This window comes from Streptomyces sp. NPDC001663, assembly GCF_042893105.1.
Lineage (GTDB): Bacteria > Actinomycetota > Actinomycetes > Streptomycetales > Streptomycetaceae > Streptomyces.
The window spans coordinates 74,478-90,875 of the sequence record NZ_JBIAUR010000023.1; the positions used below are offsets into that span (position 1 = coordinate 74,478).

The window sequence follows — 16,398 nt, forward strand, 5'->3', positions numbered from 1 at the left end:
CGTTTATTGCCTTGCCTGTTCGGGGAGCCCGCCTACCTGTTCGGCGGCGCCCCGTCGATCGGACGCCCGAGCACGCCGGGGCGCTTCTGCCACGGCAGCGGTCCGCTCGGCGGCCGGTAGGCCACCCCCAGGGCGTCAAGTCGGCGGTAGTGGACGGCCATCCGGCGCTCGAAGCCGGCGAAGTCCCGTTCCGCCGGGGCCGGCAGGGAACTCCAGGCCACCTCGGCGAAGGCCGTCAGCCTCGGGTAGGTCTGGTAGTCCACGCGCGCGGGGTCCTCCATCACCTCGGTCCACACGTTGGCCTGGGCGCCGAGCACATGCCCGGCCTCCTCGGGGGTCAACTCCGGTGGAACGGGCTCGAAGCGATAGACGTCCTCCAGGGTGCGGACGTAGCCGATGGGCACCGGTTCGTCCGCGCCGGGGTCCTGGCGGTGGTCCAGGTAGACCTGCTGCTCGGGGCACATGACGACGTCGTGACCGGCCCGGGCCGCCGCGATGCCGCCCGCGTAACCGCGCCACGAGGACACGGCCGCGCCTTCGGCGAGGCCGCCCTCGAGGATCTCGTCCCAGCCGATGAGCCTGCGCCCGCGCGCGGCAAGCCACTTGTCGAAGTGTCCGATGAACCACGCCTGCAACTCGTCCTCGTCCGCGAGCCCGAGTTCCGCGATGCGGGCCTGTGCGGTGGGCGACTGCCGCCACTGGTCCTTGAGGCATTCGTCACCGCCGACGTGAATGAAGTCCGACGGGAACAGGTCGAGGAGTTCCTCGAACACCCCCTCGTAGAAGCGCAGGGTGTTGTCAGTGGGGGCGAGTACGTTGGCGGAGATCCCCCAGTTGTCCCAGACGGAGAGGGAAGTGCCCCCCTCGATGGATGCAGTGATGACGTCGGTGTTGCCGAGTTCCGGGTACGCGGCGATGGCGGCCTGCGAGTGTCCCGGTACGTCGATTTCCGGGACGACGGTGATATGCCGCTCGGCGGCGTAGGCGACGATCTCCCGGATGTCGTCCTGGGTGTAGAAGCCACCGTGCGGCTTCTCCTCCCACAGCGGTGAGGCCCGGTGGCCGAATTTCGTGCGCGCCCGCCATGAGCCGACCTCGGTGAGCCGGGGGTACCTCTTGATCTCGACGCGCCAGCCCTGGTCGTCCGTCAAGTGGAAGTGGAAGACGTTGAGTTTGTGCGCGGCCATCAGGTCGAGGTGGCGCAGGACGCCTTCCTTGGGCGTGAAGTGCCGGGCGACGTCGAGCATGAGGCCGCGCCAGCGGAAGCGGGGGGCGTCCTCGATCGTGACGTGCGGTACGGCCCAGGTGCGGTCGCGGCCGAGCGGAGCCTTTCGGTACGCGTCGGGGCCGAGGAGCTGCCGCAGGGTCTGGGCGCCCCAGAAGACACCGGCCGCGCTGCCGCCCTCGATGAGGACGCCGGACGAGTCGCTGACGAGGCGGTACTCCTCGGGGCCGAGTCCGGGATCGAGCTGCAGCCCGATGCCGTCGATGTCGGTGTCGTCGAGTTCCCGCCCCTCACGCAGCGGCAGGCCGGTGGCCTGCCACAGGACGGTGCGCAGCCAGTGGCCGACGCCCTCCGCCCCGGTGCCGGCGTAGAGCCGGGAGTGCACCGTCAGCCGCACCTCGCCGGAGCCGGCGACAACACGGCGGGGTGCCGGAATCAGTTCGGTCACGTCAGTCCTTTACCGCTCCGCCGAGGCCGGAGACCAGCCGTCGCTGTACGAGTACGAAGAACACCAGCACCGGAAGCGTCATCACCGTGGAGGCCGCCATCACGCCTCCCCAGTCCGGCTCGTCCGGCTTGAAGAACACCAGCAACGCCATCGGCAGGGTCGACTGCGAAGTGTCGCTGATGATGAAGGACTTGGCGAACAGGAAGTCGTTCCAGGCCGAGATGAAGGAAAACACGCTCGTGGCCACCAGCCCCGGGAACACGAGCGGGAACAGAATCCGCCACAGGAATCGCGCCCGGCTCGCCCCGTCGATGTACGCGGCCTCCTCCAGGGCCTCCGGGACCGCCTTCACAAACCCCCGCAGCATCCAGATCGCGAACGGCAGCGAGAAGGCGATGTGCGGCAGGATCAGCGAGCCCAGTGTGTTCAGCAGGCCGAAGTCCCGCATGAGGAAGAACAAGGGGATCGTGAGCGCCTCCACGGGCACCATCTGGGCCACCAGAAACATGATCAGCAGGGTGGTCCGGAAGCGGAAGCGGAATCGCGTCACGGCGGTCGCCGCGAGAAACGCGATCAGTGCCGAGATGATGACGACACTGCCCGCCACGACAAGGCTGTTGACGAAATACCGACCGAAATCCTGCTGCTCGAACACGCGCCGGAAGGAATCCAGCGAGGGCGCGGAAGTCCACGGTCTGGGGTGTGCCGACTCGATCTCGCCGGCCGGTTTGAAGGCGCTCAGCACCATCCAGTACAGGGGGAAGGCGACGACGACCGCGATCAGCAGGGCCGAGGCCTCCGCCGCCAGCCGCCACGGTCGCCGCACACGCGCGCGTGCTGGAAGATTCACAGCTCCTCCCCCTGCCGCCGCAGCAGCCGCAGGTACACCAGCGTCACGGCGAGCAGGATCAGCAGCATCACGATGCCGATAGCCGAGCCGAGGCTGTACTGCGAGGACGCGAACGCCTGCTGGTAGGCGTAGACGTTGAGGACCAGGTTCTGGCCCGCGATGCCGCCGCCGTTCGTCATGACGTAGATCTGCGTGAAGACCTTGAAGTCCCAGATGACCGACTGAATGGTGACGACGGTCAGGATCGGCCGCAGCATCGGCGCGAGCACGGACCGCCAGATGCGCCACTGCGAGGCGCCGTCCAGCGCGGCGGCCTCCAGCACTTCACTCGGAACGGCACGGATACCGGCGTACACCGTGACCATCACGAACGGGAAGGAGCACCACACCACTTCGAGCAGCACGAGGAAGAAGGCGCTGAAGCGGCCGTACGTCCACGAGTAGTCGCCCATCCCCAGGATCCGGTTCACCGGCCCGAAGTCCGGGTCGAAGAGGAACAGCCAGACCGTGGACCCGGTGACCGCCGGCGTCGCCCACGCCCCCAGCGCGGCCAGCATCAGCACCAGCCGCGGCAGGGCACGCACGCGCGTGAGCAGTACGGCGAGCGCGCATCCGACGGCGAGCGTCGACACGACACAGGCCGCCGCGAACACCACCGTCGCCAGCAGCACCTGCCAGAACTCGCCGTCGGAGAACAGCGCCGAGTAGTTGCCGAACCCCTTGAAGCTGGTCGGTTCGCCCCCGCTGACCTGGGCCTGCGTGTACTGGAAGAACGAGATCAGGCCCAGCTGGTAGATCGGATAGACGAGCAGCCCACCGAGGACGACGAGGGCCGGGGCGAGGTAGAGCCAGGGGGTCCGGCGGAGGTTGGTACGGAGGTTCACGGGCTCAACCCAAGGAGCTGAACGCGGCGTTCATCTTCTTCGCCGCTTCCTTCGAGGCAGCGTCCACGTCCTTCTTGCCGCTGATGACCTCCTGCAGCATCGTCGGCAGCACCAGCTGGGAGTCGATCTGCGACCACGCGGGCGAGGCCGGTACGAACTTCGTGCCCGCGGCCAGGGTCTGCGCGAACGGCTTCACGTACGGCGCCTTCGCGGCCGCCTGTTGCCGTACATCGGCGAACGTCGGCAGGAAGCCCATCGCGCCGAACATCGAGGCCTGTGTCTTCTTCGAGGTGAGCTGCTCCATCAGGTCGACGGCGAGCGTGCGATGCGACGTGCTCTTGAGGACACCGATGTTGTTGCCGCCCGCGAACGCGGGAGCGATCGAGCCGGATGTCACACCCGGCAGTGGTACGACCGCGTACTCGCCCTTCACCTTCCCGGCCTCGACCGCCGTGTGGCTGAAGTCGCCGCCGATCGCCATGCCCGCCTTGCCGGCCGCGAACGCGGTGATCGTGTCGTTGCCGCCCATGCCCGCGCACTTGGCGGCCGGACAGTTGTCGTCGCCGAACAGCGAGGTGTACGCCTTGATGCCCTTCTGCGCGGCCGTGGAGTCGATGGCGGAGGCGTACGAGCCGCCCTTCCCGGTGGCCAGTTCGCCCCCGTTGGCCCACACGAACGGCATCGCGCCGTACGTGTACGCACCGCCCACGACGAGCCCGTACAGGTCGGGCTTTGCGGCCCGGATCTTGCGGGCCGTGGAGGCCAGCTCATCCATGGTCTTCGGCGGCTGGAGGCCCAGCTCCTTGAACACGTCCGTCCGGTAGTACAGGGCGCGGACGCCGACATAGAACGGGGAGCCGTAGATCTTGCCGTCGACGGTGACCGACTGCTTGGCCGTGGGGTCGGTGTCCTTGGCCTCGCTCCAGGCGCCGAACTCCTTGGTGACGTCGAGGAGTCCGCCGTCCTTCACATAACCGGCGGTGTCGGTGTTGCCGTACTCCATGACGTCGGGCGCGGACTTCGGGTCGTTGAAGGCGGCCTTGACGCGCTGGGCGCGAGTGTCGATCGGGATGTACTCGACGTCGACCTTGGCGCCCTTGTGGGCCTTCTCGAAGGCGGCGACGACGGAGTCGACAGCCTTCTCCTTGGGCTTGTTGCCGACCTCCTGGAAGAGCCAGACCCGCAGGGTGCCGCTCTTCTCGTCCTTCTCGGAGGAGGAGTTGGAGGAGGTCTGGGGGGCGCAGGCGGTGACGACGGCGGCCGCCGAAAGAAGTACGGCGAGTCGTGAGGGGAGCTTCATCGGGGAGTTCCTCCGAGCGTGCGTTGCAACATATGCAATGGCGGTTTCGCTCTGCACAACGCGTCGGAGCCTAGGGACTACATGAACATGCCCACAAGAGGTCTCAACCACTTCGTGACCGGCCGACGCACTCCATGCAACGGCAAACAGCACAAAGGCCCTCGGAGCGCGCCGAAACGCGCCCCGAGGGCCTCGCGGAACTCAGACTGCGGGCAGGGCTGCTACTTGTCGCCGCCCTTGCCCTTGTCGCCGCCGCCGGCGCCCATGGAGTCGTAGATCTCCTTGCACATGGGACAGACGGGGTACTTCTTCGGGTCGCGGCCCGGTACCCACACCTTGCCGCACAGCGCCACGACGGGGGTCCCGTCGAGGGCGCTCGCCATGATCTTGTCCTTCTGGACGTAGTGGGCGAAGCGCTCGTGGTCGCCGTCGCCGTGGGACACCTGCGGCGTCGGCTCTACGAGGGTCCCCGTACCAGTCCCGCGCTCGGGCTCAAGAGTGCTCATAAATTCCAAGGGTACTGAAGCTCACACGCATCAGTTGAGCGAAGGGTCGTCCGGGTAGGTGGCCACCATCGCGAGCTCGTTGCGCTGACGGCGCAGGACCTCGCGCCAGAGTCTTTCCGGCGACGGCGAGGAGACGTCGCCGGGCTCCGACTCGACGACGTACCAGGCACCCTCGACCAGCTCGTCCTCCAGCTGGCCGGGCCCCCAGCCGGCGTATCCGGCGAAGATCCTCAGGCTGCCGAGGGCCGAGGCGAGCAGCTCGGGCGGGGCTTCCAGGTCGACCAGACCGATCGCGCCGTGCACTCTTCGCCAGCCCAGCGGTGCCGCGTCGAGCGTCGCGCCGCCCGGGATGACGGCGACCCCCAGGGCCGAGTCCAGGGACACCGGGCCGCCCTGGAAGACGACACCGGGTTCGCCCGCGAGGTCCGCCCAGCCCTCCAGGATGTCGCCGACGTCCACCGGGGTCGGACGGTTGAGGACGACACCGAGGGAGCCCTCCTCGTCGTGGTCGAGAAGGAGCACCACCGCACGGTCGAAGTTCGGGTCCGCCAGGGCGGGCGTTGCCACGAGCAACCGCCCTGTGAGCGAGGACACCTCGGTCATGCCAGACATGATCCCGCATCTTCCCTTCATCTGGGGAGGCAATGGGGGTTCGGGGGTGATTGCAGCTCAGGGCCGAATGGGGCGTCCCAGGCGCACAACCGCGACGGTGACCCCATGTGCCCGACAGGGAACAGTTCGTGTTGTGACACAGCTATGACGTACCTGGGCGGTCCTTGGGCTTACTGAAGGGGGGTGGGCGGCGATTACCCTTTCCCTTCTGGCCCTGCCCCACTCATCGGAACGCGAGATACATGACCGTCAACGACGATGTCCTGCTTGTCCACGGCGGAACCCCGCTTGAGGGCGAGATCCGTGTCCGCGGTGCGAAGAACCTCGTACCGAAGGCAATGGTCGCCGCCCTGCTGGGCAGTGAACCGAGTCGACTGCGCAACGTTCCGGACATCCGTGACGTCCGTGTCGTACGCGGCCTGCTGCAGCTGCACGGGGTGACGGTCCGTCCGGGTGAGGAGCCGGGCGAGCTGGTGATGGACCCCTCGCACGTCGAGAGCGCGAACGTCGCCGACATCGATGCCCACGCGGGCTCGAGCCGCATCCCGATCCTCTTCTGCGGTCCGCTGCTGCACCGCCTCGGGCACGCCTTCATCCCGGGTCTCGGCGGCTGCGACATCGGCGGCCGGCCGATCGACTTCCACTTCGAGGTGCTGCGGCAGTTCGGCGCGCGGATCGAGAAGCGCGCGGACGGGCAGTACCTGGAGGCCCCGCAGCGGCTGCGCGGCACGAAGATCCGGTTGCCGTACCCGTCCGTCGGCGCGACCGAGCAGGTGCTGCTGACCGCGGTGTTGGCGGAGGGCGTCACGGAACTCTCGAACGCGGCCGTCGAGCCGGAGATCGAGGACCTGATCTGCGTCCTGCAGAAGATGGGCGCCATCATCGCGATGGACACCGACCGCACCATCCGCATCACCGGTGTGGACAGCCTCGGCGGCTACAACCACCGCGCCCTGCCGGACCGTCTGGAGGCCGCCTCCTGGGCGTCCGCGGCGCTGGCGACCGAGGGCAACATCTACGTCCACGGCGCCCAGCAGCGCTCGATGATGACGTTCCTGAACACCTACCGGAAGGTGGGCGGTGCCTTCGAGATCGACGACAAGGGCATCCGCTTCTGGCACCCCGGCGGCCAGTTGAAGTCCATCGCGCTCGAGACGGACGTGCACCCGGGCTTCCAGACGGACTGGCAGCAGCCGCTCGTCGTCGCCCTGACGCAGGCCACCGGCCTCTCGATCATTCACGAGACGGTCTACGAGTCCCGCCTCGGCTTCACCTCCGCGCTGAACCAGATGGGTGCTCACATCCAGCTGTACCGCGAGTGCCTGGGCGGCTCGGACTGCCGCTTCGGCCAGCGCAACTTCCTCCACTCGGCCGTCGTGTCGGGCCCGACGAAGCTCCAGGGCGCCGACCTGGTCATCCCCGACCTCCGCGGCGGCTTCTCGTACCTGATCGCCGCCCTGGCGGCCCAGGGCACGTCCCGCGTCCACGGCATCGACCTCATCAACCGTGGCTACGAAAACTTCATGGAGAAGCTCGTGGAGCTGGGCGCGAAGGTCGAACTGCCGGGCAAGGCGCTCGGCTAACCCCTTCATCGCGTACGACGATGGGGCGGCACCCGGAAGTCCGGGTGCCGCCCCATTCGCGTTGTTGCCAAGCCTCGTACGTCGTCCCCGACGTACCGTCAGGCTTACTTGCCCTTGGCGGCTTCCTTGAGCTTGGAGCCCGCCGAAACCTTGACGCTGTAGCCGGCGGGGATCTGGATCGGGTCGCCGGTCTGCGGGTTGCGCGCGGTGCGAGCGGCACGGTGGGTGCGCTCGAAGGTCAGGAAGCCGGGGATGGTGACCTTCTCGTCGCCCTTGGCGACGATCTCACCGACGGTCTCGGCGAACGCGGCCAGAACGGCGTCGGCGTCCTTGCGGGTCACCTCGGCGCGGTCGGCCAGCGCGGCCACCAGCTCACTGCGGTTCATGTTGTTACTCCCGTGTTCTTCTTGCCGTTGAGGCGTGCCACGCGGCGGAGCCGCATATTGGGCACAGCGAAGTCGATGCTGCCAGGTTCCTCCGAGAGGCCCCGGACCCGGGTCCGTCGTCGGACCCTCGCGCCCAGGGACGCATCCTGCCCCTACCTGCGGCGCGAAAGCCAATCCGGCACCCGTAGGAGTCGTGAGAACACCCTTGGGAGTCACACGAAGAGAGGGTCTGAGCCTGGCCGACACGATAAACGTCGGCCAGGAGGGCCCGGTTCCACGACGCGCCGATGCAAGGCCTTGCCGTGGTGATACTCACAGCCTACGCACACGGCCGTGCGAATGACCCTACGAGGCCGTCGCCGCCTTCGCCGCCTCGCGCACCGCACCGGCCACCGCGCCCGCGACCTTGTCGTTGAAGACGCTCGGGATGATGTAGTTCGGGTTCAGCTCGTCCTCGGTCACCACGTCCGAGAGGGCGGTCGCGGCCGCAAGCATCATGTCCGTGTTGACCGTGCGGGACTGAGCGTCCAGCAGACCGCGGAAGACACCTGGGAAGACCAGCACGTTGTTGATCTGGTTCGGGAAGTCGGAGCGGCCGGTGGCCACAACGGCCGCCGTCTGACGGGCGATTGCCGGGTCGACCTCGGGGTCGGGGTTCGCGAGCGCGAACACGATCGCGCCCTCGGCCATGGCCGCCACGTCGGCGCCGTCCAGCACGTTGGGCGCCGAGACGCCGATGAAGACGTCGGCGCCGCGCACCGCTTCCTTCAGCGTGCCGGTCAGGCCCTCGGGGTTGGTGTTGTCGGCGATCCAGCGCAGCGGGGAGTCCGCGGCGGCCTCGCGCAGGTCCTCGCGGCCGGCGTGCACGACACCGTGGATGTCGGCGACGACGGCGTTCTTGACGCCCGCCGCGAGCAGCAGCTTGAGGATGGCCGTACCGGCCGCGCCGGCACCGGACATGACGACCCGGATGTTCTCAATTGCCTTGCCGGTGACGCGAAGTGCGTTCTTCAGGGCGGCGAGGACGACGATCGCGGTGCCGTGCTGGTCGTCGTGGAAGACGGGGATGTCGAGGGCCTCGCGCAGCCGCGCCTCGATCTCGAAGCAGCGGGGCGCGGAGATGTCCTCGAGGTTGATGCCGGCGAAGCCCGGGGCGATCGCCTTGACGATCTCGACGATCGCGTCGGTGTCCTGGGTGTCCAGGCACAGCGGCCAGGCGTCGATGCCGGCGAACCGCTTGAAGAGGGCCGCCTTGCCCTCCATGACCGGCAGGGCGGCCTTCGGGCCGATGTTGCCGAGGCCCAGCACCGCGGAGCCGTCCGTCACGACCGCAACGGAGTTGCGCTTGATGGTGAGGCGGCGGGCGTCCTCGGGGTTCTCGGCGATCGCCATGCAGACGCGGGCCACACCCGGCGTGTAGATCATCGAGAGATCGTCACGGTTGCGGATGGGGTGCTTGGACTGCATCTCGATCTTGCCGCCGAGGTGCATCAGGAACGTACGGTCGGAGACCTTGCCGAGCGTGACGCCCTCGATGCCGCGCAGCTGCTCGACGATCTCGTCGGCGTGCGAGGTGGAGGTGGCCGCGATGGTGACGTCGATGCGGAGCTTCTCGTGCCCGGAGGCGGTGACGTCGAGGCCGGTGACCGAGCCTCCGTGGGACTCGACGGCTCCGGTGAGCTGGGAGACCGCGGTTCCGCTCGCGGGCACCTCCAGCCGGACCGTCATCGAGTAGGAGACGCTGGGCGCCGTTGCCATGGCCGACTTCCTCTTTCACCTTTGACGCTGGTATGCCGTCCGATGGTCGCACCTACTGCCGAGTAGGCGTTAGCCACCTTGGATTGCGATCGTTTTGTTCACAGCAAAAAGAGGTCCGCGCCATGAATGGCGCGGACCTCTTCCAGGTCAAGTGGCACCGGCCCGCCATGCTCGCCTCGCGGCAAGTGGTCGCTCGTAGCGACGAAGGTTGGGCCCGGGGGCTTGGATCGGGCCGGTGCCACACCCAGGCTAACAAACGGATCCCGTAAGGCCATTCCCGTACCGAGAGTTCATCCGCTTCTAATCCGGTCGGCCCCGGATCAGTCCCTGAGCAGGTCGGGAACTCCGTTCACGTCCGGTTCGTCGCGGTCCGCCGAGACGATCGTCAGCTGCTGGGTCGCGCGGGTGAGGGCGACGTACAGCACGCGCAGGCCGGCCGGGGACTCGTCCGCGATCTCCGCGGGCGAGACGACGACCGTCGCGTCGTACTCCAGGCCCTTCGCCTCCAGGCTGCCGAGCGCCACCACCCGGTCGCCGAGCCCGGCGAGCCAGCGGGCGGCCTCCTCCCGGCGCTGCATGGCGACGACGACGCCGACGGTGCCGTCGACCCGGTCGAGGAGGCGGGCGGCCTCCTCGCGGACGGTCTTGGCGAGGGAGTCCCGTCCGTCCGTGCCGCGCCCATTGTTCGTTGTCACACTGCGCCCATTGTTCGTTGTCACACTGCGCCCATTGTTCGTTGTCACAAAACGGGGCTCGACGCCGGTCGACCGTACGGCCGACGGGGACTCGGAGCCGGGCATGGCGAGGGCGAGGATCTTCGCCGCCAGCTCGGCGATCTCCGCCGGGTTGCGGTAGTTGACGGTCAGCTGGAAGCGGCGCCGGGGGCGGGTACCCAGGGCCTCGTCCCTCGCCTCGGCCGCCTCGTCGGGGTCGGACCAGGAGGACTGGGCCGGGTCGCCGACGACGGTCCAGGTGGCGTGCCGGCCGCGGCGGCCGACCATGCGCCACTGCATCGGCGTGAGGTCCTGGGCCTCGTCGACGATGACGTGGGCGTACTCGGTGCGCTCCTGGGCGAGCCGCTCGGCGCGCTCGCGCTGCGACTCCTCGCGGACCGGCATCAGCTCCTCGAGGCCGGTCAGCTGGTCGAGCGGGTCCAGCTCGCGCTTCTTCTTCGGGCGGACCGGGGTGCCGAGGATCGACTGGAGCTCGTCGAGCATGGCGATGTCGTGCACGGAGTGGCCGTCGCGGCGCAGCGAGCGGGCGACGCGGCGGACCTCGCCGGGGTTGAGGATCCGACGGGCCCAGCGGCCGAGCCGCCGCTCGTCGGCCATGGCCTCCAGAACGGCCTTCGGCGTCAGCTCGGGCCACCAGGCGTTCAGGAACTCGATGAAGGAGTCCTCCGACGTGATGTCCTCGTCGAAGGAGGAGCGGAGTTCGGCGGCGAGCTCCGGGTCGGTGTGGCGGCCCGCGGAGCCCGATTGCTCCCAGAGGGCGTCGAGGAGCAGCTTGCGGGCGCGCGGACGCAGGAGGTTCACCGGGGCCGTGCCCCCGAGGGCGTTGCGGCGGATACGTTCCAGCGCGTCGGCCTCCAGCTCCAGGCGGCGCCCGAAGGCGACGACGCGCAGCCGCTGCGGCGAGTCGTTCAGCTCCAGTGCGCCCCGCGCCGCCTTCCGCAGCACCTTGAGCATGCGGTACGAGCCCTTGGCGCGGGCGGTGGCCGGAGAGTCGTACAGCGTGGCCTCCGCCCCGTCGACAAGCGAGCCGATCGCGCGGATGGCGACCTGGCCCTCCTCGCCCAGCGACGGCAGCACGCCCTCGGTGTACGCGACGAGGAGGGGCGTCGGGGAGACGATCAGGATGCCGCCCGCATAACGCCGCCGGTCCTGGTACAGCAGATACGCCGCCCGGTGCAGAGCCACGGCCGTCTTGCCCGTCCCCGGGCCGCCCTCGACGTACGTCACCGAGGCGGCGGGGGCGCGGATGACCAGGTCCTGTTCGGCCTGGATGGAGGCGACGATGTCCCGCATGGTGTGGCTGCGGGCCTGGCCGAGGGCGGCCATCAGGGCGCCGTCGCCGATGACGGGCAGCTCGTCGCCGTCGAGGAAGGCCGTGAGCTCGGGGCGCATCAGGTCGTCCTCGACGCCCAGCACCCTGCGGCCCTTGGACCGGATGACCCGGCGGCGCACCACCCGCCCCGGATCGACCGGGGTGGAGCGGTAGAAGGGGGCGGCCGCGGGCGCCCGCCAGTCGATGACCAGCGGCGCGTACTCGGAGTCCAGTACGCCGATGCGCCCGATGTGCAGGGTCTCGGCGATGTCGGCGGTGTTGTCGTCCCGCACCGCACCCTCGGCAGCCTCCACGGCCGTGTAGGCGCCGTCGGGCCCCTTCTTGCCGTCCTTCCCGAGGAGGAGGTCGATCCGGCCGAAGAGGAAGTCCTCGAACTCGTTGTTGAGGCGGTTGAGATGGACGCCGGCCCGGAAGACCTGTGCGTCCCGCTCGGCGAGCGCGCCGGGCGTGCCTACCTGGCCTCGCTTGGCCGCGTCGTTCATCAGGAACTCCGCCTCGTGGATCTTCTCCTCGAGGCGCCGGTACACCCGGTCCAGATGTTCCTGTTCGACGCTGATCTCCCGGTCCCGTACAGAATCGTGTACGTCGCGAACCGAGCCGACCGCAGATTGTTGAGCCTGAGCGGCCACCGGGCCCCCTTCTGACGTGCTGGGCAGCCGTCAACCGTACGCGAAGGGGACCCGGCAAAGCTACGAAAGCTACGCCTCTACCTCAACGAGCTTCTTGCCCTCGAAGGTCATGACCTCGAAGTGGTCGATCTCGTTGGGCTTGAAGGCCGCGCCGCCCTGGGCGTAGAGGGGCTCCTTGGACTCCGCGGTCTTGCCGTTCGGGATGCCGTAGCCCCACTTCGGGACCGCCCAGGTCGACATCGTCTCGCGCTCGCCGTTCTTGCCCACCGCGATCAGTGAGCACTTCAGCGGGCCCTTGACGTTGCTGAGCTCGACGACGCCCCAGGTGCCCCAGTCCTTCTGCTCCATCGCCACGGTCGCCTTGACCTTGGTGGAGGAGTCGGTCCCCGTCACCTTGTCGTCGATCGTGCCGAAGGCCGCCTTGGCGCCGGCCGCCAGCGGGGTGCCGGTCTTGCCGCCGGAGTCGCTGCCGCCGTTCACCGCCATGACGGTCAGCGGACCGCCGATGATCAGCGCGGCCGCGGCCGCCACCAGGTAGAAGCCCTTGCGCCGCTTCATGGCACGGCGCTCGGCGACCTCGTCGACCAGCTTCTCCGCGAGGCGCGGGCTGGGCCTGGCGGACAGGGACTCACCGATGGCGGGCGTACCGGAACCGGGCAGGTCCGCGAGCGCGGCCAGCATCGGTTCCATCCCGGCCAGCTCGTCGAGCTGCTGGGCGCACCATTCGCAGGTGGCGAGGTGCATCTCGAAGCGGGTCGCCTCGGCGTCGTCGAGGATGCCGAGAGCGTAGGCGCCGACCGTCTCGTGCTCGCTCGGGCCCGGTGATCCCATCATGGGTCCAGACATACCCGACCCACCTGTGCCGAATCCCTGGTTTCCCCCGTAAACACTCATCACGCCGTCACCCCCCGCTCCTCCAGTGCCAGCTTCATCGACCGCAGGGCATAGAACACCCGAGACCGCACCGTGCCACTGGGAATGCCCAGCGTCTCGGCCGCCTCGTTGACGGTACGCCCCTTGAAGTACGTCTCGACGAGCACCTCCCGGTGGGCCGGGGTCAGGTCGTCGAGCGCGTCCGACAACGTCATCAGCCACAGCGCCTTGTCGATCTCGTCCTCCGCGGGGATGACCTCCAGCGGCGACGGATCGACCTCCTGCGGCCGGGCCTGCCGGCTGCGGTGGCCGTCGATGACGATGCGGCGCGCGACCGTCACCAGCCAGGGGCGTACCGATCCGGTCGCTCGATTGAGCTGACCGGCGTTCTTCCAGGCACGGATAAGCGTCTCCTGGACCACGTCCTCGGCTCGCTGTCGGTCTCCGGCGACCAGCCGGAGTACGTACGCAAGGAGGGGTCCGGCGTGCTCTCGATACAGAGCACGCATCAGCTCCTCATCCGGTTCCGAGGGCTGGGACATGCGATGTCGGGCCCTCGATCCACGTTCATTGGCCACGACGGAATCCTTGCGCACGCCCACCTCCGATGTCCGGGGGTTCCCCCAGTCGGTCGCTCGTCCACGGGTACGGATGTGGGCTGGGTCATGTTCAAAGTGAGATGACAGTTTTCTTCGGGGTGACGTGACGAGGGGGACATGGGTGCACATTCCCCCCGTGCGATCTTTACATTTCCGCCACATTGGCGAGATCGCAACCGCTTCCCGAGTGGCGGGTGAGGTAAACGGTGTGTAATCGAAATCACTTCGACAGCCGGTTCACATAAGCCGCATACCGGACGTCAGGCTCTCGCCAGAGCCGCCCGTCGTCGGTGCCGGGCCACTCTTTCGCGGTTCCCACAGACCTCACTGGAGCACCAGCGCCTCCTGCGTCCCCGGGATGAATCCACATAAACGATCGGGCAGTTGTCCCCCTCGCACTGCCGCAGACTCGCCCGCGCGACCGGATCGGTGAGGAGCTCCACGGCATCCCTGGCGATGGCCCCGAGCAGCGCCGCGCACTGGGGCGGCCCGTCCAGCTCCCGCACGAGCGCGCCGTCCGCACCGCGCACCGCACGCGGGGCGGGAGGTGCGACCTGGGCGGTCTCGTTCACGTGGGCGAGCGCGATGTCGTACGACGGCCTGAGTACGGCCGTGAGCCCGCCGTGCACCAACTGCCCGACCTGCCCCCGCAGTTCACGGAACCCGACCAGCCACGACGCGTCGGCGTGGGCCAGCGACGTATCCGCCGGCACCAGCCCGGCCCCCACGATCCAGGCGGACAGCACGTCGAGGGAGTCGAACCGTTCCTCGGGGTGCGTGGTCGCGAGGAGATCCAGGCAGATCCGCCCGGCGTCGAACCGCAGCTCGTAGGGGGCCGTGGCCGTACCCAGTGCCATGTGCCTGTCACCGCCTAGGGGTTACCAGGGGCTGGGGAACCGTTCCCTCTTACAGTGCCTGCCCGCTCGCGCGGCCGGAAGACCTCGTACCGGCGGGGCAGGTCGGGGTGGACGGCCGCTTATGCGGGTGCGCTTCTCGGCGATGTTCCGGGCGGGGCGCCGTCCGTTGACTGGAAGGCATGACAACCCACAGCAAGAGCACGGGATTCGTACTGGGTGCGGCCACGGTCGCCATGGGCCTGATCGCCGGGGTCTTCTACATCTTCGCCTGCTGCATCATGCCGGCGCTGACCCGCAGCGACGACCGGGTCTACGTCGAGGTCATGCAGGACATCAACGACGTGATCCAGAACCCGGTGTTCTTCCTCAGCTTCATCGGCGCGCTGCTGCTGACGGCGCTGTCCGCGTGGCAGCTGCGCGGGCAGCCGTACCGGTGGTGGGTGTGGGCGGCCCTCGCGGCGTACGCGCTCGGCTTCCTGACCACGGTCGCCTTCAACATCCCGCTCAACAACGACCTGGCCACCGCCGCGGATCCGTCGGCGGCCCGGGAGCACTTCGAGGATCCGTGGGTGGCATGGAACGTCGTACGGGCGGTGCTGTCGACCGTGGCGCTGGCCTGCCTGGCGCGGGCGCTGGTGCTGTACGGCCGCGGCCGTCAGGCGTCCGCGTACTTGGCGTCGGCGGCCGGGTCCAAGGCCAGCCGGTAGCCCCTCTTGACCACCGTCTGGATCAGCTTCGGCGCCCCGAGTGCCGTCCGCAGCCGGGCCATCGCGGTCTCCACCGCGTGCTCGTCGCGGCCGGCACCCGGCAGTGCACGCAGCAGCTCCGCCCGGGCCACCACCCATCCCGGCCGCCGGGACAGCGCGCGCAGCAGCGACATCCCGGCGGGCGGTACGGGCTTGAGGTCGCCGTCGACGAGGACCGCATGGCCGCGGATCTCGACGCGGTGCCCGGCAATGGGCAGGGAGCGCGCCCGGCCCGGAAGCTCCTGGCAGAGCAGCTGTACGAGGGGACCGAGCCGGAACCGCTCCGGCTGGACCGTGTCCACGCCGTGCGCCTGCAGCGGCAGCGCGGTGACCGGCCCGACACAGGCCGGCAACACGTCGTGGTGGAGGGCGGCGAGCAGCTCGGGCAGCAGCCCGCGCTCCTCGGCCCGGTTGAGAAGGGATGCCGCGGCCGGCGCGCTCGTGAAGGTGAGTGCGTCCAGGCCCCGGGAGACGGCGGCGTCCAGCAGCCGGTCCACCGGCCCGATGTCCTCCGGCGGCATCCACCGGTACACGGGCACCCCGACGACCTCCCCGCCGGCGGCCCGCAGCGACTCCACGAACCCGGGCAGCGGCTCGCCGTGCAGCTGTACGGCGATACGGCGCCCGTCGACGCCCTCCTCGAGGAGCCGGTCGAGCACCTCGGCCATGGACTCGCTCGACGGCGACCACTCCTCGGTCAGCCCGGCGGCCCGTATCGCGCCCTTGACCTTGGGGCCGCGCGCGAGCAGCTCCACCTGGCGCAACCGGTCGAGCAGCGGCTCGCCGAGCCCCCACCCGTCGGCGGCCTCGACCCACCCCCGGAAGCCGATCGCGGTGGTGGCCACCACGACGTCCGGCGCCTGGTCGATCAGGTCCTTCGTCGCCGCCAGCAGTTCGCTGTCGTCGGAGAGCGGCACGATGCGCAGGGCGGGTGCATGCAGGACGGCGGCTCCCCGTCGCTGCAGCAGCGCGCCCAGCTCGTCGGCCCGACGGGCGGCGGTCACGCCCACGGTGAATCCGGCCAGGGGGCCGTGCCGGCCCGGTTCTGGTCGCTGCTGTTCGTCGTACATGGCTC

At 69.1% G+C, this 16,398-nt stretch carries 15 protein-coding genes; 2 read left to right on the forward strand and 13 right to left on the reverse strand.

Features of this window, described 5'->3' with window-relative positions:
- Positions 1–32: 32 nt before the first annotated feature.
- The 6 genes from ACFY1L_RS48320 to ACFY1L_RS48345 form a co-directional block, all read right to left on the reverse strand.
- Positions 33–1,673, reverse strand: a complete 1,641-nt coding sequence (locus tag ACFY1L_RS48320) for a beta-N-acetylhexosaminidase (protein WP_388840713.1) — start codon at positions 1,671–1,673, stop codon at positions 33–35.
- Between the two features lies 1 nt (position 1,674).
- A complete protein-coding gene (locus ACFY1L_RS48325; protein WP_388840716.1) occupies positions 1,675–2,523 on the reverse strand; it encodes a carbohydrate ABC transporter permease in 849 nt (282 codons plus the stop codon).
- Entirely contained in the window at positions 2,520–3,407 is an 888-nt protein-coding gene (locus ACFY1L_RS48330; RefSeq protein WP_388840719.1) for a carbohydrate ABC transporter permease, read from the reverse strand. The genes ACFY1L_RS48325 and ACFY1L_RS48330 overlap by 4 nt, the downstream gene beginning before the upstream one ends.
- Before the next feature lie 4 nt (positions 3,408–3,411).
- Positions 3,412–4,707, reverse strand: a complete 1,296-nt coding sequence (locus ACFY1L_RS48335; protein ID WP_388840722.1) for an extracellular solute-binding protein — start codon at positions 4,705–4,707, stop codon at positions 3,412–3,414.
- Positions 4,708–4,928: 221 nt separating this feature from the next.
- Positions 4,929–5,213: a DUF3039 domain-containing protein gene (locus ACFY1L_RS48340; protein WP_058925017.1), complete on the reverse strand. Its 285-nt coding sequence runs from the start codon at positions 5,211–5,213 to the stop codon at positions 4,929–4,931.
- Between the two features lie 30 nt (positions 5,214–5,243).
- Positions 5,244–5,816 (reverse strand): YqgE/AlgH family protein, encoded by a 573-nt coding sequence (locus tag ACFY1L_RS48345; protein WP_361271104.1) that lies wholly within the window; start codon positions 5,814–5,816, stop codon positions 5,244–5,246.
- A gap of 251 nt (positions 5,817–6,067) precedes the next feature.
- On the opposite strand from ACFY1L_RS48345, the gene murA reads away from it, so the two are divergent.
- Positions 6,068–7,408: a UDP-N-acetylglucosamine 1-carboxyvinyltransferase gene (gene murA / locus ACFY1L_RS48350; RefSeq protein WP_388840725.1), complete on the forward strand. Its 1,341-nt coding sequence runs from the start codon at positions 6,068–6,070 to the stop codon at positions 7,406–7,408.
- Positions 7,409–7,512: 104 nt separating this feature from the next.
- On the opposite strand, the gene ACFY1L_RS48355 is transcribed toward murA, so the two are convergent.
- The 6 genes from ACFY1L_RS48355 to ACFY1L_RS48380 all read right to left on the reverse strand — a co-directional run bounded on the left by ACFY1L_RS48355 (position 7,513) and on the right by ACFY1L_RS48380 (position 14,577).
- Positions 7,513–7,794, reverse strand: coding sequence for an HU family DNA-binding protein (locus ACFY1L_RS48355; RefSeq protein ID WP_007382399.1), 282 nt, complete (start codon positions 7,792–7,794; stop codon positions 7,513–7,515).
- A 345-nt stretch (positions 7,795–8,139) separates the two neighbouring features.
- Positions 8,140–9,552 carry an NAD-dependent malic enzyme gene (locus tag ACFY1L_RS48360; RefSeq protein WP_388840728.1) on the reverse strand — a complete coding sequence of 471 codons (1,413 nt, stop codon included), beginning with the start codon at positions 9,550–9,552 and terminating at the stop codon, positions 8,140–8,142.
- 320 nt (positions 9,553–9,872) lie between these two features.
- Positions 9,873–12,248, reverse strand: a complete 2,376-nt coding sequence (locus tag ACFY1L_RS48365) for a HelD family protein (RefSeq protein ID WP_388840731.1) — start codon at positions 12,246–12,248, stop codon at positions 9,873–9,875.
- 69 nt (positions 12,249–12,317) lie between these two features.
- Complete coding sequence (locus ACFY1L_RS48370) at positions 12,318–13,094, reverse strand: zf-HC2 domain-containing protein (RefSeq protein ID WP_388840734.1); 777 nt, start codon at positions 13,092–13,094, stop codon at positions 12,318–12,320.
- A gap of 47 nt (positions 13,095–13,141) precedes the next feature.
- Positions 13,142–13,663, reverse strand: a complete 522-nt coding sequence (locus ACFY1L_RS48375) for a sigma-70 family RNA polymerase sigma factor (protein WP_010039908.1) — start codon at positions 13,661–13,663, stop codon at positions 13,142–13,144.
- A 317-nt stretch (positions 13,664–13,980) separates the two neighbouring features.
- Complete coding sequence (locus ACFY1L_RS48380) at positions 13,981–14,577, reverse strand: CGNR zinc finger domain-containing protein (RefSeq protein ID WP_388840737.1); 597 nt, start codon at positions 14,575–14,577, stop codon at positions 13,981–13,983.
- A gap of 179 nt (positions 14,578–14,756) precedes the next feature.
- Between ACFY1L_RS48380 and ACFY1L_RS48385 the strand changes: the two genes are divergently transcribed.
- Positions 14,757–15,284 (forward strand): DUF1772 domain-containing protein, encoded by a 528-nt coding sequence (locus ACFY1L_RS48385; protein WP_388840740.1) that lies wholly within the window; start codon positions 14,757–14,759, stop codon positions 15,282–15,284.
- Here the strand turns inward: ACFY1L_RS48385 and ACFY1L_RS48390 are convergent.
- Positions 15,233–16,393 (reverse strand): uroporphyrinogen-III synthase, encoded by a 1,161-nt coding sequence (locus tag ACFY1L_RS48390; RefSeq protein WP_388840743.1) that lies wholly within the window; start codon positions 16,391–16,393, stop codon positions 15,233–15,235. The genes ACFY1L_RS48385 and ACFY1L_RS48390 overlap by 52 nt on opposite strands.
- Between the last annotated feature and the right edge of the window lie 5 nt (positions 16,394–16,398).